The sequence below is a fragment of the Aminobacter anthyllidis genome (assembly GCF_018555685.1).
Taxonomy (GTDB): Bacteria; Pseudomonadota; Alphaproteobacteria; order Rhizobiales; family Rhizobiaceae; genus Aminobacter; species Aminobacter anthyllidis.
On sequence record NZ_JAFLWW010000002.1, the window covers coordinates 1 to 23,737 of the forward strand.

Genomic DNA, 23,737 nt, shown 5'->3' on the forward strand with positions numbered 1-23,737 from the left:
TGGGTAGCTCCTCTCTTTGATGGTCGTTCCCTGGCGCCTTGAAACTTCCGCTGCGGAAATTAGCGCTCACTTGTATAGACATATCATTCTAGGCATGTATACAATGTTACGTCAATATCGTATTTTTCGAAAGGAAGTTGCGCGCATGGCGTGATCGACGGAGGAGAGCCGGCCTCTTCACCGAGCCGGGGCCAATAGAGCTCTAAGAAAGCTTGGCGGTTGCCAGGCTAGCGGCGACGCTTTGCTGGAAAGCTAGCTTTGCCTCGTCTGCAACGCTGCGGACCGAACTGGCATGCAACATTTCGGAGACCAGCTATCGCGCTCCGTCGAGAGCCCAAGACTGGCAAATAATTGTATACAATTATGGAGAGAAAGAGTGCGAATTAAGCTGATAAATCCCAATACCACAGCTTCGATGACCGAGCTTATGGGCGAAGCCGCGCGCGCAGTTGCAGCGCGCGGCACCGAAGTTGTTCTCGCGACATCCCGGTCCGGCGCGGCATCGATCGAAGGGCACTACGACGAAGCCTTGAGCGTCCTGGGCACCATCGATGAGATACTGGAAGGGGATGCCGCCGACGCGTATGTGATCGGCTGCTTCGGCGATCCGGGGCTGCTCGCGGCCAGAGAGATCACCGCAGCTCCGATCATTGGCATTGCGGAAGCGGCCATGCATGCGGCGGCATTTGTCGCCACCAGCTTCTCCATCGTCACGACACTCGAACGCACCCGCGTCATCTCCGAACAGCTGGTTCGCAACTACGGCATGCAGGGCCATTGTCGGCGCGTGCGGGCAACCGATGTCCCCGTGCTGGAGCTTGAAAAGCCGGGGTCCAGCGCTCGTGCAATCATCCTGGGCGAGTGCGAGGAAGCGCTACGTGATGATCGCTCGGAAGCAATCGTTCTCGGCTGCGCCGGCATGGCGGACCTGGCGAAATACCTGGAAGAACGGCTCGGCGTTCCGGTGATCGACGGCGTGGCTGCTGCAATCAAGTTTGCCGAAGCAATCGTGGGAATGCGGCTGCGCACATCCAAGGTTGGCGATTTGGCATATCCGCTGCCCAAACCCTACCTAGGCAAGCTCTCTGGCTATGCGCCGGCCAAACTGTTTCCAGCCAATGAGCGTGAGCGCACCGCCTATTTGGCGATCCGGCGGAGCTGATCATGGATTTCGATTTCGCAGAACTGCCCGAGAACGACCGCTACCGTCTGCTCTCCAACTTCGTCGGTCCGCGCCCCATCGCGCTCGTCACGACCATTGACGAGCACGGCTGCAACAATGCCGCGCCCATGAGCTTCTTCAACGTCTTCTCGCACGAGCCTCCGCTGCTCATCCTCGGCATGGAGACCCGTCCCGACGGCACCGCCAAGGACACCGTCGCCAACATCAGGCGCTCGGGCGAGTTCGTCGTCCACATGGTCGACATGGCCATCGCCAGCGAGATGATCGTCACTGGCATCAACTTCCCCAGCGACGTCGACGAGATCGAGTTCGCCGGTCTGACCAGCACGCCGTCGGTCAAGGTCGCAGCACCCCGCATCGAGGAATCGCCTTGCGCCATGGAGTGCAAGGTGTCGCAGATCCTCGACTATGGCCGACGCACCATCGTCATTGGCGAGGTCATGCAGATGTATGTCCGCGACGAATGCATGGACGAGCGCGGCCGCTATGTCCGGCCGGAGGTCTACCAGCCAATAGCGCGCATGCATGCCGACAATTACATCGTCGCCGACAACCAGTTCGTGCTGAAGCATCCGGCCGAGCTTCTCATCACGAGGAAGCCGCCGGCCCTGCCGCAGCTTAAATGAGGCAGGAAAAAAGCACCTAAAGGTGCTTGAGGGATAAAGAACCAAGGCCCCATGATCGTGTCAAACCAAGGCCGAAATTAGCGAAACCGGTAGCTCTAAGGCAAGGGCAGATCTGACCTCAATGACCGGCATGGGCGCGAAGCCGACATCTATCGCTCTGCCCGAAAGCAATTGACTGACGTTACTGCCGACCTAGGCAAACTTTGCCCGGCGACATTTGTTAGCCACTGCTAGATGGGCGGACACGCGCCTTGACGTCCTCCCCATATCTGGGCGCACAGGTGATGCAGAAATTGCGGCAAGGTCACTTCGGCGAGTGAACTCTCTCCAGGTCGGTTCTCATTCAACTCGACGAAGCTGCGGTTCAGCTTTGTCGCGCTATGAGCCCTGTCCCTGGAATTGCGAGTTCCGGATCGTCATCGACTTGTAGGTTGAGCGGGCTTGCTCTGATCATGCACTCGGGGAAACCGGCTTTAATCGTCGGCCTCCCAGCCTGAGCGAACGCTCGCGCTTCCGCATCATCAGGCAATGGCGATGCAATCGCACATTTGCCCGTCTGTCAATTTATTTTCATTGGAGAGAATTTGGCGGCAAACTCCAGTCCTCAAAGGCCATCGGTGCGTGTCTTGAGAATTGCCGAAAAGCGTGGATCGAAAGCACGGCTGATCGGCTCGGCGGCGGCGCCGAGCGCGATCGACCACGGATCGGTGATGCCGAGTTGCAGCCGCGGCAAGGCGCGGTCCGGGCGGTTGGCGATTGACGGTGGCAGCGGCAGGATCGCCTGGAGGATCAGGCGCGCCAAAGCCTCCGGCGCACCGCTGGTCAGGATCACTGTCTGCGGGTCGAAGATCGTTTCGATGAGCTGAATGGACCAGCGTAGATCCTGGGCGGCGGCGTTGACCCAGGCAAGCAGTGCCGGGTCCTTGGCTTCAGCCAGCGCAGCGACATGTTCATAGAGGTCGGCGTCCGACGGATTGAGCTCGATTTGTTGGTAGAGCGAGGCGAGCGACGCCCGGTGTTCCAGAACAGCACCGTCGGCACCGCGTGGCGAAAGCAGCGCCATGCCGATCTCGCCGGCATTGCCGTAGCTGCCTCGGTAGAGCTCGCCATTGAGGATGAGACCTGCGCCGATGCCATAGCCGACATAGAGGCAGACGGCGTGATCGAGGCCGTGTGCTGCCCCTACCATGCGTTCGGCAATTGCGCAGGCGGCCGAGTCGTTCTGAAGGCTGACATCGAGGCCGGTGCCCGCCGCCAGCGTTTCCAAAAGCGGGTATTTCTGCCACGCCGGCATCATCCATTTGTTGTCGCCGAACTCCTCCAGCCCGAAAGGGCCGGGCATGGCGACGCCGAGACCGACGAGACGCTTTTCCGATTGCTCGGAGATCATTGCCAGTTCGCCCCTGATACCCTCGATCAAGCCAAGGATGATCTTGACCCCACCTGAGGGATCGTCTGGTGGCAGGTTCGCTTCGGCACGCGCCAAGACTGTCCCGACCAGATCGACGGCGACCGCACGCGTCAAATGGCGATCGATCTGCAAGCCGATGGCGAACGCACCTTCCGGGAAGAGCCGGTAGGGCGTCGAGGGCTGGCCCCTGCCCTTTCTCACCGCCTCGAGCGAGACGACAAAACCGTCGCGCTCCAGTTCATCGATGATGTTGGAGACAGCCTGCTTGGTGAGTTGCGTCGCGCGCGCCAGATCGGCGCGCGACAACGCGCCGTTGAGCCGCAACGCATCGATCATGACACGGCGATTGTGGGCGCTGGTGCCTTCCTGATTGGTGCCGCTGGTGGCTCGGATCGGGCTGATATCGTTCACCTGTGTTTCCCCTCTTGACTCCAATAGATAATTGCAGAAGTAATAAGTCAAGTCAGTTGACTTAATAAGGAGCCGTGAGAGTTCCGGGGAATTAATGACGGCTGGAGCCGTCGCGCTTTCGACCAGGACATCGCTTGGGAAAGGACCGTCATGCGACGCCATTCACAAGGAGATGCGGGCACAGCAGGCATCGCGAATTTTTGCCAAAGTCAAAAAATGGAGGATCAAATGTTGAAATCTATTAGCAGGACATTGCTCGGCGCGGCTTTCGTCAGTGGCGCCTTCATGCCCCATGCGTTCGCCGAAACCTCGATCAACGCGCTGTTCATGGCGCAGGCTGCATATAGCGAGGCAGACGTGCGGGCGATGGCCGAGGCCTTCACCAAGGCCAACCCCGATATCAAGGTGAACCTCGAATTCGTGCCTTACGAGGGGCTGCACGACAAGACGGTTCTGGCCCAGGGTTCGGGCGGCGGCTACGACGTGGTGCTGTTCGACGTCATCTGGCCGGCGGAGTATGCCTCCAACAAGGTGCTGGTCGACGTGTCCTCGCGCATCACCGACGAGATGAAGAAGGGCGTGCTGCCGGGCGCCTGGACGACCGTCAACTATGACGGCAAGTCTTATGGAATGCCCTGGATCCTCGACACCAAGTACCTGTTCTACAACAAGGAAATCCTGGAGAAGGCCGGCATCAAGACCCCACCCAAGACCTGGGACGAACTGGCCGAGCAGGCCAAGATCATCAAGGACAAGGGCCTTCTGGCCACGCCGATCTCGTGGAGCTGGTCGCAGGCGGAAGCTGCGATCTGTGACTACACCACGCTGGTCAGTGCTTATGGCGGCGAGTTCCTCAAGGACGGCAAGCCGGCGTTCCAGAGCGGCGGCGGGCTCGACGCGCTGAACTACATGGTGACGAGCTACACCTCAGGGCTGACCAATCCGAACTCCAAGGAGTTCCTCGAAGAAGACGTGCGCAAGGTGTTCCAGAACGGCGAAGCCGCCTTCGCGCTGAACTGGACCTACATGTACAACATGGCCAACGACCCCAAGGACAGCAAGGTCGCCGGCAAGGTCGGCGTCGTGCCGGCCCCGGGTGTCGCCGGCAAGAGCGAAGTCTCGGCCGTCAACGGCTCGATGGGCCTCGGCATCACTTCGGCGAGCAAGCATCCTGAGGAAGCCTGGAAGTTCATCACCTTCATGACCTCGCAGGAAACGCAGAACCAGTATGCCAAGCTCAGCCTGCCGATCTGGGCCTCGTCTTACGACGATCCCGCCGTCACCAAGGGCCAGGAAGAGCTGATCGCCGCCGCCAAGCTCGGCCTTGCCGCGATGTATCCGCGCCCGACGACACCGAAGTACCAGGAGCTGTCGACGGCCTTGCAGCAGGCCATCCAGGAATCGCTGCTCGGCCAGGCCAAGCCTGAAGACGCCCTCAAGGGTGCTGCCGAAAACAGCGGCCTCTGAGGTTTACTGCCCCAAACTTCCGGGCGGCTCCGGCCGCCCGGCCCTTTCGTTTCAAGTAGTGAAAAGAGTCGCCTCATGTCGGGCTCATGGATGACGACCCGCGCATGGCTGCTGATGCTGCCTTTGCTCGTGGTCATGATATCAGTCATCGGCTGGCCCCTCGTCGACACCGTCCGGCTTTCCTTCACCGACGCCAAGCTCGTCGGCACAGAGGGCAGTTTCGTCGGCCTCGACAACTACGCCAGGATGATCTCGGGCACGAACTTCCAGCGCACGCTTGTTACCACGACATGGTTCGCGGTCATCTCGGTCGCGGCCGAGATGGTGCTCGGCGTTCTTGCCGCCCTTTTGCTCAATCAGCAGTTTCGCGGTCGAGCATTACTGCGTGCACTGATGATCCTGCCCTGGGCTTTGCCCACGGTGGTCAACGCCACGCTCTGGAGGCTGATCTACAATCCCGAATATGGCGCATTGAACGCGGCGTTGACCCAGGTCGGCCTGCTCGACGCCTATCGCTCCTGGCTTGGCGAACCCAATACCGCACTCGCGGCGCTGATCGTTGCCGACTGCTGGAAGAATTTTCCCCTGGTTGCCCTCATTGCGTTGGCAGCACTCCAGGCCGTGCCGCGCGACATCACCGCGGCGTCGATGGTTGACGGTGCCGGGCCGATCGCGCGGTTTCGCTTCGTCATCCTGCCCTATCTCGTCGGGCCGCTTCTGGTGGCGCTGGTGCTGCGTACCATCGAGGCGTTCAAGGTTTTCGACATCATCTGGGTGATGACCCGGGGTGGGCCGGCGAATTCAACGCGGACGCTGTCGATCCTCGTCTACCAGGAGGCATTTTCGTTCCAGCGCGCCGGCTCCGGCGCCTCGCTGGCACTGATCGTCACTTTGCTGGTCACCGTGCTGGCGGTAGCCTATGCCGCCCTGGTCCGGAAAGCTGCGGGGAGCACCGCCTGATGGAACGCAAGAGCCTGCTTTTCACCGCCTTCATCTATGCCTCGGCACTTCTGCTGGCAGTGGTGATCCTGGCGCCGGTGCTGTGGCTGTTCATCATGAGCATCTCGCCGGCTGCGGACCTTTCGGCCAAGCCATTGCGCTGGTGGCCGCAAGAGGTCGACTTCTCGCGTTATGCCGTTTTGCTTTCAACCGTCGAAAACTCCGCCGGCGCATCCTTTGTTGCTTCGCTCTACAACAGCCTGAGGATCGCCGGCATGGCAACGATCGCAGCGATCGCACTGGCGATCCCAGCCGGCTGGGCGGTTTCGCGCACGCCGGCTGTCGGCTGGTCGCTGTCGGTGGTGATCGCCACCTACATGCTGCCGCCGGTGGCGCTCGCCGTGCCGCTCTACATGGGCCTGGCCTGGCTCGGCCTGCTCAACAACATCTTCGGACTGGCCCTCGTCTACCTGACGATCCTCGCCCCGTTCACCACCTGGCTGATGAAGTCGGGCTTCGATTCGATCCCGCGCGAAATCGAGTCAGCCGCGATGATCGACGGCGCCAGCCTGTTCCAGACGCTGCGCATCATCACCTTGCCGCTGGCAGCGCCCGTGGTGGCCACCTCGGCGCTATTTGCGCTGCTGCTTGCCTGGGACGAGTTCTTCTACGCGCTTTTGTTCACCTCCGACCTGCGCGCCAAGACGCTGACGGTCGCCATCGCCGACCTCGCCGGTGGCCGTGTCTCCGACTACGGCCTGATCGCCACCGCCGGTGTGCTGGCAGCATTGCCGCCGGTGCTGATCGGGCTCGTCATGCAGCGCGCCCTGATTTCCGGCCTGACCAGCGGCGGCGTGAAAGGATGATGACCATGACCTCACCAACGACCAGACCTGCCGGCCTCGTGGCGATCGACCGCGAAATGGCGCGCCAGCACGGCGATGCGCTGGCATCGTTCGCCGAAGCCGCCGAGATGGCGGCCAGGGTGGCTGCCTCACTCGAAAGAACCGGCCAGTTGCTCCTGCTCGGCATGGGTGGCTCTCACGCCGTCGGCCGCGCCGTCGAGCCGCTCTATCGCGCGCTCGGCATCGATGCCATCGCCGTGCCGCTGTCCGAGCAACTCGGCCAGCCGCTGGCGCTCGATGGCCGCACGGTGATCATGACGTCGCAGTCAGGCGAAAGTGCCGAGGTGGTGCGCTGGTTCACCGAGACAGGCGGCAATGCCGAGACCTTCGGACTGACACTGGAGGCCGGTTCGTTCCTCGCCCGGACAGCGCCGTCGCTGGTCGGCGTCGGCGGCACCGAGCTAGCCTTTGCCGCGACCCGCAGCCTGACCGTCACCCTCGCGCTTCACCTCGCCATCCTCGCCGCCCTTGGCGAGCATCCGAGCGGCGCGCTCGTTGCGCTCCAGGCGCCTGAGAGCATCGACATCCGCCCAGCCCTCTCAGCATTAGAAAATGTCAGAAGCGTCGTCACTTCAGGGCGTCGCCTGCAGGGCGTTGCCGAAGCGCTGGCGCTTGGCCTGACCGAGCTGTCGCGGCGCCCGTGCTTTTCGCTCGAAGGCGGACAGCTGCGGCACGGGCCGATGGAAATGCTGGGGCCTGACATCGGCGTGGTGCTGTTTCGTGGCAAGGATCCGACGGCGACGCTCGTCACCGCCATGGCTATCTCGGCCGTCGAGACCGGCGCACCCGTCGTGATCTTCGATTCCTCGGGCGAGGCGCCAGTGGCGGGCGCGACCATGCTTGCCTTCAAGCCGGCCACCGGCATGGACGCCATCTTTGCCATGCTGCCGACGGCGCAGCGCCTGATGATCGCCTTCGCCGACGCCCATGTAGAAAACGCCGGCACGCCGGTGCGTTCGACCAAGATCACGCGGAGCGAATGAATGCGTCCGCTTGCGGTGATCGGCAACGTCAATGTCGACCTCATTCTGGGCCCCACGGCCCCCTGGCCCAAGGCGGGCACCGAGATCATCGTCGACCACGACGAATTGCGGGTCGGTGGCCAGGCGGGCAATAGCGCTCTTGCCTGGGAGGCGCTCGGCATCGACTTCGAGATCGCGGCCAATGTCGGCAACGACCAGTTCGGCCTGTGGCTGCGCGATGCCTTCGGCGACCGGGCGGCCAAATGGCCGGTCTCTGCCGAGCGCACGACGCTTTCGGTCGGCATCACCCATCCCGACGGCGAGCGCACCTTCTTCACCACGCATGGTCACCTGCCCCGCTTCAGCCTTGCCGACACGCTTTCGGTACTCGATGGCGAGCACCTGTCCGGCGGCTATGCCTTGTTGTGTGGCGCATTCCTGACAACCGACCTCGCACGTGAATATGACGCCTTCTTCGACTGGGCGCATGGCCACGGCATCTCGGTCGTTCTCGACACCGGCTGGCCGCCCGACGGTTGGACTGAGGAGAACTGCGCCTTGACGCGCGCATGGCTTTCGCATTGCGACTGCGCACTTTTGAACGAGGTCGAGGCGACAACACTTGCCGGCCTCGACAACCCTGACAAAGCGGCCGCCGCACTTTGGACGAGCATGCCAACCGGCGCGATCCTGGTCGTCAAATGCGGGCCGGATGGCGCCATTGCCATCGGTCCCGATGGCAAGCTGGTCTTGGCGGCAGCGCCGGCCGTCAAGGTGATCGACACCATTGGCGCCGGCGACGTCTTCAACGCCGCCTTCCTTGCCGCCCTTGCCAAAGACCAGCCGCTCGCTGCTTGCCTTGCTGCCGGGGTCCAGATCGCGTCGCGGGCCATTTCCACCTTGCCCCGCAGCTACGGCAGCCTGCCGGATTTTAGGAACGACGTTGCATGAGTGCGCTTGAAATCCAGAACATCCGCAAAAGCTACGGCGCGGTGGAAACGCTGAAAGGCATCGACATCGCCTTGCAGAGCGGCGAGTTCCTTGTGCTGCTCGGCTCGTCGGGCTGCGGAAAGTCGACGCTGCTCAACATCATCGCCGGACTCGCCGAAGCAACGAGCGGCGATATCCGGATCGCAGACCGTTCCATCCTGGGGGTTCATCCCAAGGACCGCGACATCGCCATGGTGTTCCAGTCATATGCACTCTACCCCAATCTCAGCGTCCGGCGGAACATCGGTTTCGGACTTGAGATGCGCAAGGTTCCTGTCGCCGAGCGCGACAAGGCCGTCCAGGAGGCGGCCAGGCTGTTGCAGATCGAGCCCCTGCTCGACCGAAAGCCGAGCCAGCTCTCCGGCGGCCAGCGTCAGCGCGTCGCCATCGGCCGGGCGCTGGTGCGCAAGCCACAGGTGTTTCTGTTCGACGAACCGCTGTCGAATCTCGACGCCAAGCTGCGGCTCGAAATGCGCACCGAACTCAAGCGCCTGCACCAGATGCTGAAGACGACTGTCGTCTATGTCACCCACGACCAGATCGAGGCGATGACGCTGGCAAGCCGCATCGCGGTGATGAAGGATGGCCGCATCGAGCAACTCGGCACCCCGGAAGAGATCTACAACCATCCCGCCACACTCTATGTCGCCGGTTTCGTCGGCTCCCCGCCAATGAACATCCTCGATGTCGAGGTCGACAACGGCTCACTTTCGATTGTCGGTTCGGATGTGCGGTTGCCTCTGCCGGAACGGTTCAGACCGGCGGCATCTGATGGGAAGCAGCTTGCGCTCGGCATCAGACCGGAAGCCCTGAGACTGGCATCTGCCGATCAATCAGGCGGCCACGCCCTTCCGGCTCGAATCGAGGTGGTCGAACTGACCGGGCCCGAACTGGTCGCCACCGCCCGCATCGGCCAGCAAAAGCTCACCGCATGCCTTGCGCCTCGGGCCAAGCTCGGACAAGGTGACGCTGCGGTATTTCTGTTCGATGACGACGCTCTGCATCTGTTCGACAGGGCCTCCGGGCGGGCGTGCCTCGCCTGAGGACATCGTCCGAACTGGCGGGATCCATCAACAAAAACGCGAAACTGCTTCTAGCAACTGCCACTTGTGCGATCGAAGCAACGGGCAGAAATTGGCCCGGTTTGCTCAAGGCAATCATGTCTTGCGTCAAATTATCGGTCACGGTCGGCTTGGGATGGACACGCTGGGACAGCGTCAGAGCCGACAGGTGTGAGGAGCAGCAACGCTCGGCAAGGCCACGGGTTCTCCGATCCGCTCAGGATCATGGACCATTGCAGCCCTGCGCGTGACGGACGGCCGCTCCCGCACCGCATGGGAGGAAGCAAAGAGTGCTCGAGAAGTATTTCAACCTGAAGGAACAAGACACATCGGTCCGGACCGAAGTGATCGCCGGTGTCACGACCTTCCTGACAATGGCCTACATCATCTTCGTCAACCCCGAGATCCTGTCGTCCACCGGCATGGATCGCAACGCGGTGTTCGTTGCCACCTGCCTTGCCGCAGCGATTGGCTCGCTGATCATGGGGCTGGTGGCGAAATGGCCGATCGGCATGGCGCCGGGCATGGGTCTCAATGCCTTCTTCGCCTTCACCGTCGTCGGCGCCATGGGCTTTTCCTGGCAGCAGGCACTCGGTGCCGTCTTCATCTCCGGCGTCATCTTCCTGCTGTTGACGATCAGTGGCGTGCGCAGCTGGCTCATCGCCGGTATCCCGCACTCGATGCGCAGCGCCATCGCCGCCGGTATCGGCCTGTTCCTCGGCATCATCGCGCTGAAAAGCTCGGGCATCGTCGTTGCCAGCCCGGCAACCCTGGTGACGCTCGGCGACCTCAGCCAGACCGGAACGCTGCTTGCCGTCGCCGGCTTCTTCATCATCGCGGCGCTCGACGCGCTCAAGGTGCGCGGCGCGATCCTGATCGGCATCCTGGTCATCACCATCGCCTCGATGGCACTCGGCGTCAGCCAGTTCAATGGCATCGTCTCGATGCCGCCCTCCATCCTGCCAACCTTCCTGCAGCTCGACGTCATGGGCGCGCTGCATGCCGGCCTGGTCCACGTCATCCTGGTATTCGTGCTGGTCGAAGTGTTCGACGCCACCGGCACGCTGATCGGCGTCGCCAAGCGCGCCGGGCTGATCGAACCCGGCAAGCCCAATCGCCTCGGCCGCGCGCTTTTGGCCGACAGCACGGCGATCGTCGCCGGCTCCCTGCTCGGCACCAGCAGCACCACCGCCTATGTCGAGAGCGCCTCAGGCGTCCAGGCCGGTGGCCGCACCGGCCTCACCGCCCTGGTCATCGGCGTGCTGTTTCTTGCCGCGCTGTTCTTCTCGCCCCTGGCAGGCTCCGTGCCGGCCTATGCGACGGCGCCTGCCCTGCTCTACGTCGCCTGCCTGATGATGCGCGAATTGGTCGAGGTCGAATGGGCCGACATCACCGAGGCAGCGCCTGCCGCGCTGACCGCACTGATGATGCCGTTCACCTACTCGATCGCCAACGGCCTGGCCTTCGGCTTCGTCAGCTACGCAGCACTGAAGCTTCTGACCGGGCGTCCCGGTGAGGTGCACGCAGCGACGTGGCTTGTGGCAGCGCTGTTCATCATCCGCTTCGCCTTCTTCGCGCACTGAGACTCAGCATGACGATCGCCGGAGGCTGTCAGCGGCCTTCGGCGATCTGCGTTTCGACCAGCCACGCGGAGGGCTGACTCACTTGGGCGCGGCCGCCGCGGTCTCACCCGGTGGCAAAATCCTGAATGTGAAGGTCGAGACCTTTTCGCCCGGCTTGAATGGGCCAGGCACGGCGTTGCTGACTGGCTTCACGCTCTTGAGAAAAGCTGCAATTGCGCCAGCGTCTTCAGGAGTGAGTCTTGCCAAGGCTTGCCACGGCATGATCGGCGCCAGTTGGCGCCCATCCGGCCGCTGCCCGGTCTGGATCGCGGCGACGATCTGTTCAGCCGTCCAGTCGCCGATGCCGGTTTCCTTGTCGGGCGTGATATTGCGGCCGACGAAGACACCCAGCCCCGGGATTTCGAAACCAACGTCCGAGCCGCCAAGATACTTCGAATCATCCGGCTTTCCCAAGAGATAGCCCTGGGTGTGGCAGTCGGTGCATCCGCCCATCGTGACGAGGTATTCGCCTCGCGCCAACTGCGCATCGTCGGCAATGGCTGCCGGCGAGGCGGCCATAGCTGTCACCAGAATCGCAAGTCCAAACGCTGCACGAAACATCGCTTCGCCCCTTGTTGTTGCCTGTCTCTCCCTTCCTCGAACATCCGCCGCCTCTCCTGCCGAACGGCCTGGAGCGTGCCAGATTCTCGCACCACAGCTGCCTGCTGACCATAGCCGGTGCGATAGAGCATTCGGTATATGTCTTGGCGAAACGCGCCGCCTACGTCATCCGTCTCTAACGGCGTTCAGGACAGCCCGGCCTACCCCTTTCGCCCTTTCGTTTTCACCGATTATGCCCGAAAGCGAAAAACGCACTAGGCAATTGTCGTGCGTTGTTCGCGAGCGACAGGTTTCGCTGCCAAAAAAACGGAAAACATCCTCACTTTGGTCGATATTTCGCCAAGAGATTCGAATCTCTCGCATGGTCTTCTCAGGGCCGTCGATCATCGATATATTTCGTTTGACATTCATTTTCAGTTCGAATTCATTCAAAACTAGCTTCGAAAATTGCTTAAATTGCTGCAGTGCGAAAAGGCGACGAAGGCGTGAGCAGACTCGAAATCCACGATATCTTCGTCATCGGCGGCGGCATCAATGGCTGCGGAATCGCCCGCGACGCTGTTGGCCGCGGCTACTCCGTCTACCTCGCCGAAATGAACGACCTCGCCTCCGGCACGTCTTCCTATTCGACCAAGCTGATCCATGGCGGCCTGCGTTATCTCGAGCACTATGAATTCAGGCTGGTGCGCGAAGCGCTGATGGAGCGCGAGGTGCTGTGGAAGAACGCGCCGCACATCATCTGGCCGATGCGCTTTGTCCTTCCCTATGCAAAAGGCCTGCGTCCGGCCTGGCTGATCCGGCTCGGGCTGTTCCTCTACGACCACATCGGCGGCCGCAAGCTGCTGCCCCCGACCCGCACCCTCGACATGCGCAGCGATGCCGCCGGCAAGCCGCTCAAGCCGATGTTTTCGCGTGCCTTCGAATATTCGGACGGATGGGTCAACGACGCGCGACTGGTGGTTCTCAACGCCCGCGACGCGGCCGACCGGGGCGCCGTCATCCGCACCCGCGCCAAGGTGACGAGCGCCCGCCGCGACAATGGCCACTGGAACATCCGCGTCGAAGACCTGCGCAGCGGTCAGATCGAGGAGGTCAAGGCGCGCCTCGTCGTCAATGCCGCCGGCCCCTGGATCGACCACGTGCTGACCGAGACCGTGGGACAGAACAACGTCCACAATGTGCGGCTTGTCCAGGGCAGCCATATCGTGGTGGCGAAGAAGTTCGACGACCCGCGCGCCTACTTCTTCCAGAACAAGGATGGCCGCATCATCTTCGCCATTCCCTACGAGGAAGACTTCACCCTGATCGGCACCACCGACCAGGATTATGAAGGCGATCCACACACAGCCAGGATCAGCCAGGCCGAAATCACTTATCTCTGCGATGCGGCAAGCGAATATTTCGCCGAGCCCGTGCGACCCGACGACATCGTCTGGACCTACTCCGGCGTTCGCCCGCTTTATGACGACGGCGCCAGCAAGGCCCAGGAAGCGACGCGCGACTATGTGCTGAAGGCCGATGGCGGCGAAGGCCGCGCGCCGATCGTCAACATCTTCGGCGGCAAGATCACCACCTACCGGCGCCTTGCCGAATCCATGCTCGACATCATCGAAAAACAGCTGGGCAAGAAGGGCAAAGCCTGGACAGCTACGGCAGCCCTGCCCGGCGGCGAGTTCGAAGCGACAGGGTTCGATGCGGAAGTGGTGAAGCTCAAGGCGGTCTACCCGTTCCTCGACATGCGCCTCGCCCGTCGCTTGACCAGGCTCTACGGCACGCGCGCCAAGGCCTTGCTCGGCCTTGCCAAGTCCGATGCCGACCTGGGACGGAATTTCGGCGCCGACCTCTACGAGGCCGAGGTCCGTTATCTCGTCGAGAAGGAGTGGGCGGTGACATCAGAAGACATTTTGTGGCGGCGCACCAAGCGGGGCTTGAAGCTCGGCAAGGAGCAGGCCGCATCACTCGACGAGTTTCTTCAGGGAATAAGCCCGGGCCTGCACAACGCCGCGGCGGAATAGGCAACAGCCTGCGTCTGCCTCTGGGAGGAGGAATTATGCTGGAACTGCGCAACGTTACGAAGACGGTCGCCGGCGTGGATCATATCCGCGACGTCTCGCTGACGCTTCAGCATGGCAGCCTGAATGTGCTTCTGGGGCCGACTCTTTCGGGCAAGACCAGCCTGATGCGGCTGATGGCCGGGCTCGACAAGCCGACTGCAGGCTCGATTTGGTTCGATGGCGTCGATGTCACCGGCGTGCCGGTGCAGAAGCGCAAGATCGCCATGGTCTACCAGCAGTTCATCAACTATCCGGCGATGACGGTCTACGACAACATCGCCTCGCCGCTGCGTGTTGCCGGGGCCGACAAGGCCACGATCGACCAGGAGGTCAAGCGCGCCGCCGAATTGCTCAAGCTGACCCCCTATCTCGGCCGGACGCCGCTCAATCTCTCCGGCGGCCAGCAGCAGCGCACCGCCCTTGCCCGTGCCATCGTCAAGAACGCCAGGCTGGTGCTGCTCGACGAGCCGCTGGCCAATCTCGACTACAAGCTCCGAGAGGAATTGCGCGCCGAATTGCCGAGGATCTTCGCCGAAACGGGCGCAATCTTCGTCTACGCCACGACCGAACCGCATGAAGCGCTGCTGCTCGGCGGCAATGTGGCGACACTGTCTGAAGGGCGCATCACCCAGTTCGGCCCGACGATCGAGGTCTTCCGCAAGCCGAACGACCTGATCACGGCGCGGACCTTTGCCGACCCGCCGCTCAACACCATCGTGTTGAAGAAAAGCGGCCGCAGTTTCCAGCTTGATGGTGGGGTGGACCTCCCGGTGCCGGCAGACCTCGCCGGCATTGCCGACGCCAGCTATACGATCGGCTTCCAGCCCCACCATCTTTCTTTTGAGAAGCGCACTGCTGATGCCGTGGGCGTGAAGGCGAAGGTCTCGGTGACCGAAATCACCGGCTCGGAGAGCTTCGTTCATCTCAGTTACGCAGACGCACGCTGGGTGATGCTGTCGCACGGCATCCACCAGTTCGAGCCCGATGAAGCCATCGAGGTCTTCATCGATCCGCGTCACGTCATGGTTTTCGACGCAAATGGCCGCTCGGCCGCTTCGCCATCGCAGCTGGCAGCATAGGAGGGCGAGATGGCACGCATTGACCTCAACCACATCCGCCACGCCTACGGCGCGAACCCGAAATCCGACAAGGACTACGCGCTGAGGGAAGTGCATCACAGCTTTGACGACGGCGGCGCCTATGCGCTGCTCGGCCCGTCCGGCTGTGGCAAGACCACGCTGCTCAACATCATTTCGGGACTGCTGCATGCCTCGCACGGGCAGCTTCTGTTCGACGGCAGGGACGTGACGCGGCTGTCGACGCAAGAGCGCAACATCGCCCAGGTGTTCCAGTTCCCGGTCATCTACGACACCATGACCGTCTACGACAATCTCGCCTTCCCGCTGCGCAACCGGGGCGTGCCCGAAGCCGACGTCGATCGCAAGGTGCGCGAGACGCTCGACATGATCGACCTCGCCAGCTGGGCCAAGCGCAAGGCGCGCGGGCTGACCGCCGACCAGAAGCAGAAGATCTCGCTCGGCCGCGGCCTCGTCCGCTCGGACGTCAACGCAATCCTGTTCGACGAACCGCTGACCGTCATCGACCCGCATATGAAATGGGTGCTGCGCTCGCAGCTCAAGCAGCTTCACCGCCGCTTCGGCTACACGATGATCTATGTCACCCACGACCAGACCGAAGCGCTGACCTTCGCCGACAAGGTGGTGGTCATGTATGACGGCGAGATCGTCCAGATCGGCACCCCGGCCGAACTGTTCGAGCGCCCCAAGCACACTTTCGTCGGCTACTTCATCGGCTCGCCCGGCATGAACGTCATGCCGGTGGCCGTCGAAGGCAAGCGCGCCAAGCTCGGCGGCCAGGTGATCGACCTGCCCGGCGCGCCCAAGGCCGAGGGCAATGGCATCGAACTCGGCATCCGCCCCGAATACGTACGGCTCGGCGCCAAGGGCATGCCCGTAACGATCCGAAAGGTCGAGGATATCGGTCGCCACAAGGTGGTGCGCGCCAGCCTCGAAGGCCGTGAGATCGCGGCGATCCTGGGCGAGGACGAAAATGTGCCGGCCGATCCGCACATCACCTTCGACCCCGCCGGCATCAACCTCTACGACAAGTCCTGGCGCGTCGAGATGGGAGCGTAACCATGGAAAAGACTTGGAACAACAAAGCCTGGTTCATGGTGCTGCCGGTGCTCGTTTTGGTCGCCTTCTCAGCGGTCATCCCGCTGATGACGGTGGTGAACTATTCGGTACAGGACACATTCGGCGGCAACCAGTTCTTCTGGGCCGGCGCCGAATGGTTCGAGGAGATGTTGCATTCCGACCGGTTCTGGGCGGCGATGGGACGGAACCTGATCTTCTCGGCGATCATCCTGGCGATCCAGATCCCGCTTGGCATCTTCATCGCGCTCAACATGCCGAGGAAAGGCTGGGGCGTACCCGTCTGCCTGGTGCTGATGGCGCTGCCCCTGCTCATTCCGTGGAATGTCGTCGGCACCATCTGGCAGGTCTTCGGGCGCATCGACATCGGCCTGCTCGGCTACACGCTGCATGCGCTCGGCTTCGACTACAATTACGTCAACGACCCGTTCGATGCCTGGGTGACGGTCATCATCATGGATGTCTGGCACTGGACCAGCCTGGTCGTGCTGCTCTGCTATGCTGGCCTGGTGTCGATCCCCGATGCCTTTTACCAGGCAGCCAAGATCGACGGAGCGTCGCGCTGGGCGGTGTTTCGCTACATCCAGCTGCCAAAGATGCAGCGCGTGCTGCTGATCGCCGTGCTGCTGCGCTTCATGGACAGCTTCATGATCTACACCGAGCCCTTCGTCGTCACCGGCGGCGGGCCCGGCAATTCGACGACGTTCCTGTCAATCGACCTCGTCAAGATGGCCGTCGGCCAGTTCGACCTCGGCCCGGCGGCAGCGATGTCGATCATCTACTTCCTGATCGTGCTGCTGCTGTCATGGGTCTTCTACACCGTGATGACAAATTACGACGTGGAGAAGTGAGATGGCGGGGACAAGGGAAGCGGTCGCAGACAAGGACAAGATGATGCGTGATGCCGTGACCACGACGGGTGCAGTCCATGGCGGCGCCGTGGACGAAGCGCTTGCCCGGCGAATGCGGCGGCGCGGTGAGGAATCGCGCTTCTGGTGGGTGGTGCCGACGATCTACATCATCTTCCTGATGCTGCCGATCTACTGGCTCATCAACATGAGCTTCAAGTCGAACCAGGAAATCCTGGGCGCCTTTTCGCTCTGGCCGCAGAACCCGACACTGCGCAACTACGCTGTGATCTTCACCGATCCATCCTGGTACAAGGGCTACATCAACTCGATCATCTACGTGGTGATGAACACGGCGATTTCGATCTCCGTCGCCCTGCCCGCGGCTTACGCCTTCTCGCGCTACCGGTTCCTGGGCGACAAGCACCTGTTCTTCTGGCTTTTGACCAACCGCATGGCACCGCCGGCAGTGTTTGCCCTGCCCTTCTTCCAGCTCTATTCAGCCTTCGGACTGATTGACACGCATATCGCGGTCGCACTCGCCCATTGCCTGTTCAACGTGCCGCTCGCGGTGTGGATCCTCGAAGGCTTCATGTCGGGCGTGCCTAAGGAGATCGACGAGACCGCCTATATCGACGGCTACTCGTTCCCGCGCTTCTTCGTGAAGATCTTCGTACCGCTGATCGCAAGCGGCATCGGGGTCGCCGCCTTCTTCTGCTTCATGTTCTCATGGGTCGAACTGTTGATCGCCCGCACCTTGACCACAACCGATGCCAAGCCGATCGCCGCCATCATGACGCGCACCGTCTCGGCCTCGGGCATGGACTGGGGCGTGCTCGCCGCGGCAGGCGTCCTGACCATCATCCCGGGCGCGCTCGTCATCTGGTTCGTCCGCAACTACATCGCCAAGGGCTTTGCCCTGGGCCGCGTCTGAGGGAGCGTTTGTGATGGACTTCTCATGGATGGCCTGGACGCTGCCGACAGCGGCCTTCTTCATCACCATCTTCCTGATGCTCGTGGGCATGGGCGTGTGGGAATATTTCTCGCCGGGCGGCAATCCGCGCGTCGGCATCCTTCGGTTTGAAACGACCCGGGGCGACAGGCTTTTCGTTTCGCTGCTCGGCAGCGCCTTCATTCATCTCGCATGGCTGGGTCTGATCGGGCCCAACCTGTGGTGGGCTCTCGCTCTCGCAGTGGTCTACGCGATCGGCGTATTCCGCTTCGTCTAGAGGGGGAAATGTTGGACCGCCGCAAGCCCGCGGCGGCGCCAAATGGCAATGCAACCTTGTTTGGGAGGAAATTAATGCGACGCCATATTCTAGCATCAACAAGCGTGATCGCCCTGCTCTTGGGATCAAGCAATGCCTTTGCCGGCATGGACGAGGCGAAAGCCTTCCTCGATGCCGAGATCAAGGATCAATCGGCGCTCGACCGCGCCGGCCAGGAAGCAGAAATGCAGTGGTTCGTCGATGCGGCGAAGCCTTTCGCCGGCATGGAGATCAAGGTCGTTTCGGAAACCATCACCACGCATGAGTATGAATCGAAGACGCTCGCCAAGGCGTTCTCCGACATCACCGGCATCAAGATCACGCACGACCTGATCGGTGAAGGCGACGTCATCGAAAAGCTGCAGACGCAGATGCAGTCGGGCGAAAACATCTATGACGCCTATGTCAACGATTCCGACCTGATCGGCACCCACTGGCGCTATCTGCAGGCCCGCAGCCTGACCGACTGGATGGCCAATGAGGGCAAGGACGTCACCAACCCCAACCTCGACATCGCCGACTTCATCGGCACCAAGTTCACGACCGCTCCCGACGGCAAGCTCTACCAGCTTCCCGACCAGCAGTTCGCGAACCTCTACTGGTTCCGCTACGACTGGTTCAACGACGAGAAGAACAAGGCCGACTTCAAGGCGAAGTACGGCTACGACCTCGGCGTTCCGGTCAACTGGTCGGCTTATGAGGACATCGCCGAGTTCTTCACCGGCCGGGACGTCAACGGCCAGAAGGTCTATGGCCACATGGACTACGGCAAGAAGGACCCCTCGCTCGGCTGGCGCTTCACCGACGCCTGGCTGTCGATGGCCGGCAACGGCGACAAGGGCCTGCCGAACGGCCTGCCGGTCGACGAATGGGGCATCAAGGTCAACGAGAAGTCGCAGCCGATCGGCTCCTGCGTCGCGCGCGGCGGCGACACCAACGGACCGGCCTCGGTCTACTCGATCGTCAAGTATCTCGACTGGCTGAAGGCTTACGCGCCGCCGGAAGCCCAGGGCATGACCTTCTCCGAATCCGGCCCGGTGCCGGCCCAGGGTGCGATTGCCCAGCAGATCTTCTGGTACACCGCCTTCACCGCCGACATGGTCAAGCCCGGCCTGCCAGTGATGAACGAGGACGGCACGCCGAAGTGGCGCATGGCACCCTCGCCGCACGGCGTCTACTGGAAGGACGGCATGAAGCTCGGTTACCAGGACGTCGGTTCGTGGACGATCCTGAAGTCGACGCCTGACGACCGCGCCAAGGCCGCATGGCTCTATGCGCAGTTCGTGACCTCGAAGACTGTCGACGTGAAGAAGAGCCATGTCGGCCTGACCTTCATCCGCCAGTCGACGCTCGACCACAAGAGCTTCACCGACCGTGCCCCGCAGCTCGGTGGCCTGATCGAGTTCTACCGTTCGCCGGCCCGCGTTCAATGGTCGCCGACGGGCACCAACGTGCCTGACTATCCGAAGCTGGCTCAGCTGTGGTGGCAGGCGATTGGCGACGCATCCTCGGGCGCCAAGACGGCCCAGGAAGCCATGGACTCGCTGTGCGCCGAGCAGGAAAAGGTGCTGGAACGCCTCGAGCGCGCTGGCATCCAGGGCGACATCGGCCCGAAGATGGCGGAAGAGCATGATCTCGCCTACTGGAACGCCGAAGCGGTCAAGGCCGGCAATCTCGCGCCGCAGCTGAAGATCGAAAACGAGAAGGAAAAGCCTGTCACCATCAACTACGACGAGTTGGTGAAGAGCTGGAGCAAGTAAGCGCAAGGGCGGAAGTATCCGCCCGACCAACCATCTGGGGGAGACGGCACGTGCCGTCTCCCCTATTTACGCAAGTGACTGGCGGGAGAGGGATATGAGCGGTTTCATTCTGGCAATCGATCAGGGCACGACATCCAGTCGGGCGATCGTGTTCGACGCGGCGATGAAGGTCGCTGGCGTCGGCCAGAAGGAGTTCACCCAACATTTTCCCGCGTCCGGCTGGGTCGAACACGATCCTGAAGAAATTTGGGACAGCGTGGTTTCGACCTGCAAGGCAGCGTTGAAGAAGGCCGGCAAGGATGCGGCCGAAATCTCTGCGATCGGCATCACCAACCAGCGCGAAACCGTGGTGATATGGGACAAGGCTACAGGCAAGCCGATCCACAATGCGATTGTCTGGCAGGACCGACGCACCGCCCCGCTCTGCGCCAAGCTGAAGAAACAAGGGCTTGAACCGCGCTTCACCAGGAAGACCGGGCTGCTGCTCGATCCCTACTTCTCCGGCACCAAGATCGCGTGGCTTCTCGACAAGGTAAAAGGCGCGCGCAAGCAGGCCGAGCGCGGCGAGTTGCTCGCCGGCACCATCGATTCCTTCCTGATCTGGCGCCTGACCGGCGGCAAGGTGCATGCGACTGACGCCACCAACGCCTCGCGCACGCTGGTCTACAATATAGAGAAGAACGACTGGGACGCCGAGTTGCTCGATATCCTGAAAATCCCTGTCGTCATGCTGCCCGAGGTGAAGGATTGCGCCGCCGACTTCGGCGTCACCGACAAATCGCTGTTCGGTGCCGAGATCCCGATCCTCGGCGTTGCCGGCGACCAGCAGGCGGCGACCATCGGCCAGGCCTGCTTCGAGCCAGGCATGATGAAATCGACCTATGGCACAGGCTGTTTTGCCATCCTCAATACCGGTAGCGACATCGTGCGCTCGAAGAACCGGCTGCTGACGACCATCGCCTGCCGGCTCGACGGCAAGACAACCTATGCGCTGGAAGGCTCGATATTCGTTGCCGGCGCTGCCGTGCAGTGGCTGCGCGACGGCATCAAGGTAATCGGCAAGGCCGAGCAAAGCGGCGTTCTCGCCGCCAATGCCGACGATACCCAGAGCGTCTATCTGGTGCCGGCTTTTGTCGGGCTCGGTGCGCCGCATTGGGATTCCGAGGCGCGCGGCGCCATCTATGGGCTGACCCGCAACACCGGCCCCGAAGAGTTTGCACGCGCGGCACTCGAGTCCGTCGCCTACCAGACCCGCGACCTGCTCGACGCGATGAAAAAGGACTGGAAGACCAGGAACGGCAAGACGGTGCTGCGCGTCGACGGCGGCATGGTCGCTTCCGACTGGACGATGCAGCGCCTCGCCGACATTCTGGACGCACCTGTGGACCGACCGACCGTGCTTGAAACCACGGCACTTGGTGCTGCCTGGCTCGCCGGTTCGCGCGCCGGCGTATGGCCAAAGGCGAAAGAGTTCGCCAATGCCTGGGCACTCGACCGCCAGTTCAGGCCAACGATGGATGCCGCAACGCGCACGGCCAAGCTAAAGGGCTGGCACGATGCAGTGCGGCGCACGCTGACGCCAAAATAGGCTTTTGCCCCAGGCGTTCAGCTGAGGCTACCTGGCTAAAGTACCGAGCAAAGCCTGCGCTTCCTCTGCCAAAACGCGCGTCAGTTCGGCCGCCGGCATTTCGCGGCCGAGGCGTGCCGCCTGCCCCGACCACAGCGACATGAAATCGCCTGACCCAAGCGGCTCCGACTTGGCCTTGAGCGGTGCCAGTGCGCCGCCAGCCAGCGGAAACGCGGGTGCGACGTCCGACATGGGCCCCACCTCGCGCATGATACGGTTGACGATGCCGCGCGCCGGACGACCGGTGAAGACATTGGTCAGAGCGGTGTGGTCGTCCTTGGCCGCACGCAGCACTGCCTTGTGTGGCGCGGCGACCTTCGCCTCCGGGCAGAACAGATAGGCCGTGCCGATCTGCACGGCTGAAGCACCAAGCACGAAGGCGGCGACGATACCGCGCGCGTCGGCGATCCCACCAGCCGCAATGACGGGCACTTTGACCGCATCGACCACCTGAGGCACCAGGGCGAAGGTGCCGGGCTGGTTGGCGACGTTATCGGTCAGGAAGATGCCGCGATGGCCGCCGGCCTCGGCGCCCTGGGCGATGATGGCGTCGCAGCCCCGTTCCTCCAGCCACACCGCTTCGTCGGCGGTCGTTGCCGACGACAGCACCTTGGCACCGGTCGCCTTGACCCGGTCGAGCAGCACCGCATCCGGCAGGCCGAAATGGAAGCTCACCACCTCGGGGCGGAATTCCTCGACGATCTCGCAGAATTCTTCGTCAAACGGGGCGCGTGCCGAGCGCGGTGCAGGCGCCGCCGGATCGAGCCCGAGTTCGACATAGAATGGTTCGAGGCGCTTTTTCCAGGCGGCTTCGCGCGCGGGATCGTCCGCGGGCTGGGTATGGCAGAAGAAATTGATGTTGATCGGACGCGAAGTCCGCTGGCGGATGATGCCGAGTTCGGTGCGCGCCTTTTCAGGAGACATCAACGCGCAAGGCAAACCACCTAGCCCGCCAGCCTCCGAGACAGCGATCACCATCTCGGAATCGACAGGGCCCGCCATCGGGGCCTGAAAGATCGGAAGCTCCAGGCCCAGAAGATCAAGAATTCGACGATCGGGCCACATGGGGTCTTCCTCCTTGATGAGCCTGTCAGGCCTGCTGACAGTCGGCCCTCCGAGCTGCAATCTGGCGCATGGCAACGACGCGACGACGCCATATCTCGGTGCGCATCGCCATTAGATGCAGAGTGAAGAACAGAAGGGTAAAGCCAAGCGCCATCGTCATCAGGGGCCAGAGCATGCTCGGATCGATTGTCGGGCCTCCGATGCGGAACACAGAGGCCGGCTGGTGCAGTGTGTTCCACCATTCGACCGAGAACTTGATGATCGGGATGTTGACGAAGCCGACAAGGGTGATGACAGCTGCGGCCCGGGCCGAGCGGCTGGGGTCGTCGAGCGCGCGGGTCAGGGCGATGATGCCGAGATACATCAGGAAAAGCACGAACACCGAGGTCAGTCGCGCATCCCAGACCCACCAGGTGCCCCACATCGGCTTGCCCCAGATCGAGCCGGTGAGCAGCGCAAGCGCGGTGAACACGGCGCCCACAGGCGCTGCAGACTTCAAGGCGACATCGGCAAGCGGATGTCGCCAGACGAGCGTTCCGAGGGCGGCGATCGCCATCACCGAGTAGCACATCATGGCGAGCCAGGCGAAAGGCACGTGAATGTACATGATGCGGACAGTGATGCCCTGCTGGAAATCCTCCGGCGCGGCAAAGCCGAGATAGAGCCCGGTTGCCAGAACCAATGCCGAGGCGCCGCCAAGCCAAGGCACTATCTTGTCCACCAGCGAGATGAAGCGTGTCGGATTGGCCAAGTCGCTGAAACGCCAAGCCTGCGAGGTCGTCTGTGTCATGAACGCTAAATAG

The 23,737-nt window shown here is 62.3% G+C and carries 21 protein-coding genes; 17 read left to right on the forward strand and 4 right to left on the reverse strand.

The window, feature by feature from the left end; genetic code table 11:
- Positions 1 to 376 precede the first annotated feature (376 nt).
- Positions 377 to 1,162, forward strand: a complete 786-nt coding sequence (locus J1C56_RS05205; RefSeq protein ID WP_338001403.1) for an aspartate/glutamate racemase family protein — start codon at positions 377 to 379, stop codon at positions 1,160 to 1,162.
- Between the two features lie 2 nt (positions 1,163 to 1,164).
- Positions 1,165 to 1,809 carry a flavin reductase family protein gene (locus J1C56_RS05210; protein ID WP_214386730.1) on the forward strand — a complete coding sequence of 215 codons (645 nt, stop codon included), beginning with the start codon at positions 1,165 to 1,167 and terminating at the stop codon, positions 1,807 to 1,809.
- Between the two features lie 604 nt (positions 1,810 to 2,413).
- Here J1C56_RS05210 and J1C56_RS05215 read toward each other — a convergent pair.
- Complete coding sequence (locus tag J1C56_RS05215; RefSeq protein ID WP_214386731.1) at positions 2,414 to 3,631, reverse strand: ROK family transcriptional regulator; 1,218 nt, start codon at positions 3,629 to 3,631, stop codon at positions 2,414 to 2,416.
- A 228-nt stretch (positions 3,632 to 3,859) separates the two neighbouring features.
- Between J1C56_RS05215 and J1C56_RS05220 the strand changes: the two genes are divergently transcribed.
- From J1C56_RS05220 to J1C56_RS05250, 7 genes are all read left to right on the forward strand, one after another.
- Positions 3,860 to 5,098 carry an extracellular solute-binding protein gene (locus tag J1C56_RS05220; RefSeq protein WP_214386732.1) on the forward strand — a complete coding sequence of 413 codons (1,239 nt, stop codon included), beginning with the start codon at positions 3,860 to 3,862 and terminating at the stop codon, positions 5,096 to 5,098.
- Between the two features lie 75 nt (positions 5,099 to 5,173).
- Positions 5,174 to 6,058: a carbohydrate ABC transporter permease gene (locus J1C56_RS05225; protein ID WP_214386733.1), complete on the forward strand. Its 885-nt coding sequence runs from the start codon at positions 5,174 to 5,176 to the stop codon at positions 6,056 to 6,058.
- Positions 6,058 to 6,903, forward strand: a complete 846-nt coding sequence (locus J1C56_RS05230; RefSeq protein ID WP_214386735.1) for a carbohydrate ABC transporter permease — start codon at positions 6,058 to 6,060, stop codon at positions 6,901 to 6,903. Before J1C56_RS05225 ends, J1C56_RS05230 begins: the two co-directional genes overlap by 1 nt.
- On the forward strand, positions 6,903 to 7,925 hold the full coding sequence (locus J1C56_RS05235; RefSeq protein ID WP_214386737.1) for an SIS domain-containing protein: 1,023 nt from the start codon (positions 6,903 to 6,905) through the stop codon (positions 7,923 to 7,925). The genes J1C56_RS05230 and J1C56_RS05235 overlap by 1 nt, the downstream gene beginning before the upstream one ends.
- Positions 7,926 to 8,855, forward strand: a complete 930-nt coding sequence (locus tag J1C56_RS05240) for a PfkB family carbohydrate kinase (RefSeq protein ID WP_214386739.1) — start codon at positions 7,926 to 7,928, stop codon at positions 8,853 to 8,855.
- Complete coding sequence (locus J1C56_RS05245; protein ID WP_214386741.1) at positions 8,852 to 9,937, forward strand: ABC transporter ATP-binding protein; 1,086 nt, start codon at positions 8,852 to 8,854, stop codon at positions 9,935 to 9,937. The genes J1C56_RS05240 and J1C56_RS05245 overlap by 4 nt, the downstream gene beginning before the upstream one ends.
- A 308-nt stretch (positions 9,938 to 10,245) precedes the next feature.
- The gene (locus J1C56_RS05250; RefSeq protein WP_214386743.1) at positions 10,246 to 11,538 is read left to right on the forward strand and encodes an NCS2 family permease; all 1,293 of its coding nucleotides are present in this window, start codon (positions 10,246 to 10,248) and stop codon (positions 11,536 to 11,538) included.
- 78 nt (positions 11,539 to 11,616) lie between these two features.
- Here the strand turns inward: J1C56_RS05250 and J1C56_RS05255 are convergent, their stop codons facing one another.
- A complete protein-coding gene (locus J1C56_RS05255; protein ID WP_214386745.1) occupies positions 11,617 to 12,138 on the reverse strand; it encodes a c-type cytochrome in 522 nt (173 codons plus the stop codon).
- A gap of 485 nt (positions 12,139 to 12,623) precedes the next feature.
- On the opposite strand from J1C56_RS05255, the gene glpD reads away from it, so the two are divergent.
- From glpD to glpK, 8 genes are all read left to right on the forward strand, one after another.
- Complete coding sequence (glpD, locus tag J1C56_RS05260) at positions 12,624 to 14,153, forward strand: glycerol-3-phosphate dehydrogenase (protein WP_214386747.1); 1,530 nt, start codon at positions 12,624 to 12,626, stop codon at positions 14,151 to 14,153.
- A gap of 35 nt (positions 14,154 to 14,188) precedes the next feature.
- Entirely contained in the window at positions 14,189 to 15,271 is a 1,083-nt protein-coding gene (locus J1C56_RS05265) for an ABC transporter ATP-binding protein (protein WP_214386749.1), read from the forward strand.
- Between the two features lie 9 nt (positions 15,272 to 15,280).
- Positions 15,281 to 16,348, forward strand: a complete 1,068-nt coding sequence (locus J1C56_RS05270; RefSeq protein WP_214386751.1) for an ABC transporter ATP-binding protein — start codon at positions 15,281 to 15,283, stop codon at positions 16,346 to 16,348.
- A 2-nt stretch (positions 16,349 to 16,350) separates the two neighbouring features.
- Complete coding sequence (locus tag J1C56_RS05275; protein ID WP_115732541.1) at positions 16,351 to 17,217, forward strand: carbohydrate ABC transporter permease; 867 nt, start codon at positions 16,351 to 16,353, stop codon at positions 17,215 to 17,217.
- Positions 17,218 to 17,329: 112 nt separating this feature from the next.
- Positions 17,330 to 18,148 (forward strand): carbohydrate ABC transporter permease, encoded by an 819-nt coding sequence (locus J1C56_RS05280; RefSeq protein ID WP_214388231.1) that lies wholly within the window; start codon positions 17,330 to 17,332, stop codon positions 18,146 to 18,148.
- Positions 18,149 to 18,161: 13 nt separating this feature from the next.
- Positions 18,162 to 18,443: a DUF2160 domain-containing protein gene (locus J1C56_RS05285; RefSeq protein ID WP_055979040.1), complete on the forward strand. Its 282-nt coding sequence runs from the start codon at positions 18,162 to 18,164 to the stop codon at positions 18,441 to 18,443.
- 74 nt (positions 18,444 to 18,517) lie between these two features.
- Positions 18,518 to 20,242, forward strand: coding sequence for an ABC transporter substrate-binding protein (locus tag J1C56_RS05290; protein WP_214386753.1), 1,725 nt, complete (start codon positions 18,518 to 18,520; stop codon positions 20,240 to 20,242).
- 94 nt (positions 20,243 to 20,336) lie between these two features.
- Complete coding sequence (gene glpK, locus J1C56_RS05295; protein ID WP_214386755.1) at positions 20,337 to 21,830, forward strand: glycerol kinase GlpK; 1,494 nt, start codon at positions 20,337 to 20,339, stop codon at positions 21,828 to 21,830.
- A gap of 27 nt (positions 21,831 to 21,857) precedes the next feature.
- Here glpK and J1C56_RS05300 read toward each other — a convergent pair whose 3' ends face one another.
- Both J1C56_RS05300 and J1C56_RS05305 read right to left on the reverse strand, forming a co-directional pair.
- A complete protein-coding gene (locus J1C56_RS05300; RefSeq protein ID WP_214386757.1) occupies positions 21,858 to 22,934 on the reverse strand; it encodes an NAD(P)H-dependent flavin oxidoreductase in 1,077 nt (358 codons plus the stop codon).
- A gap of 25 nt (positions 22,935 to 22,959) precedes the next feature.
- Entirely contained in the window at positions 22,960 to 23,724 is a 765-nt protein-coding gene (locus tag J1C56_RS05305) for a heme ABC transporter permease (RefSeq protein WP_214386759.1), read from the reverse strand.
- Positions 23,725 to 23,737 lie beyond the last annotated feature (13 nt).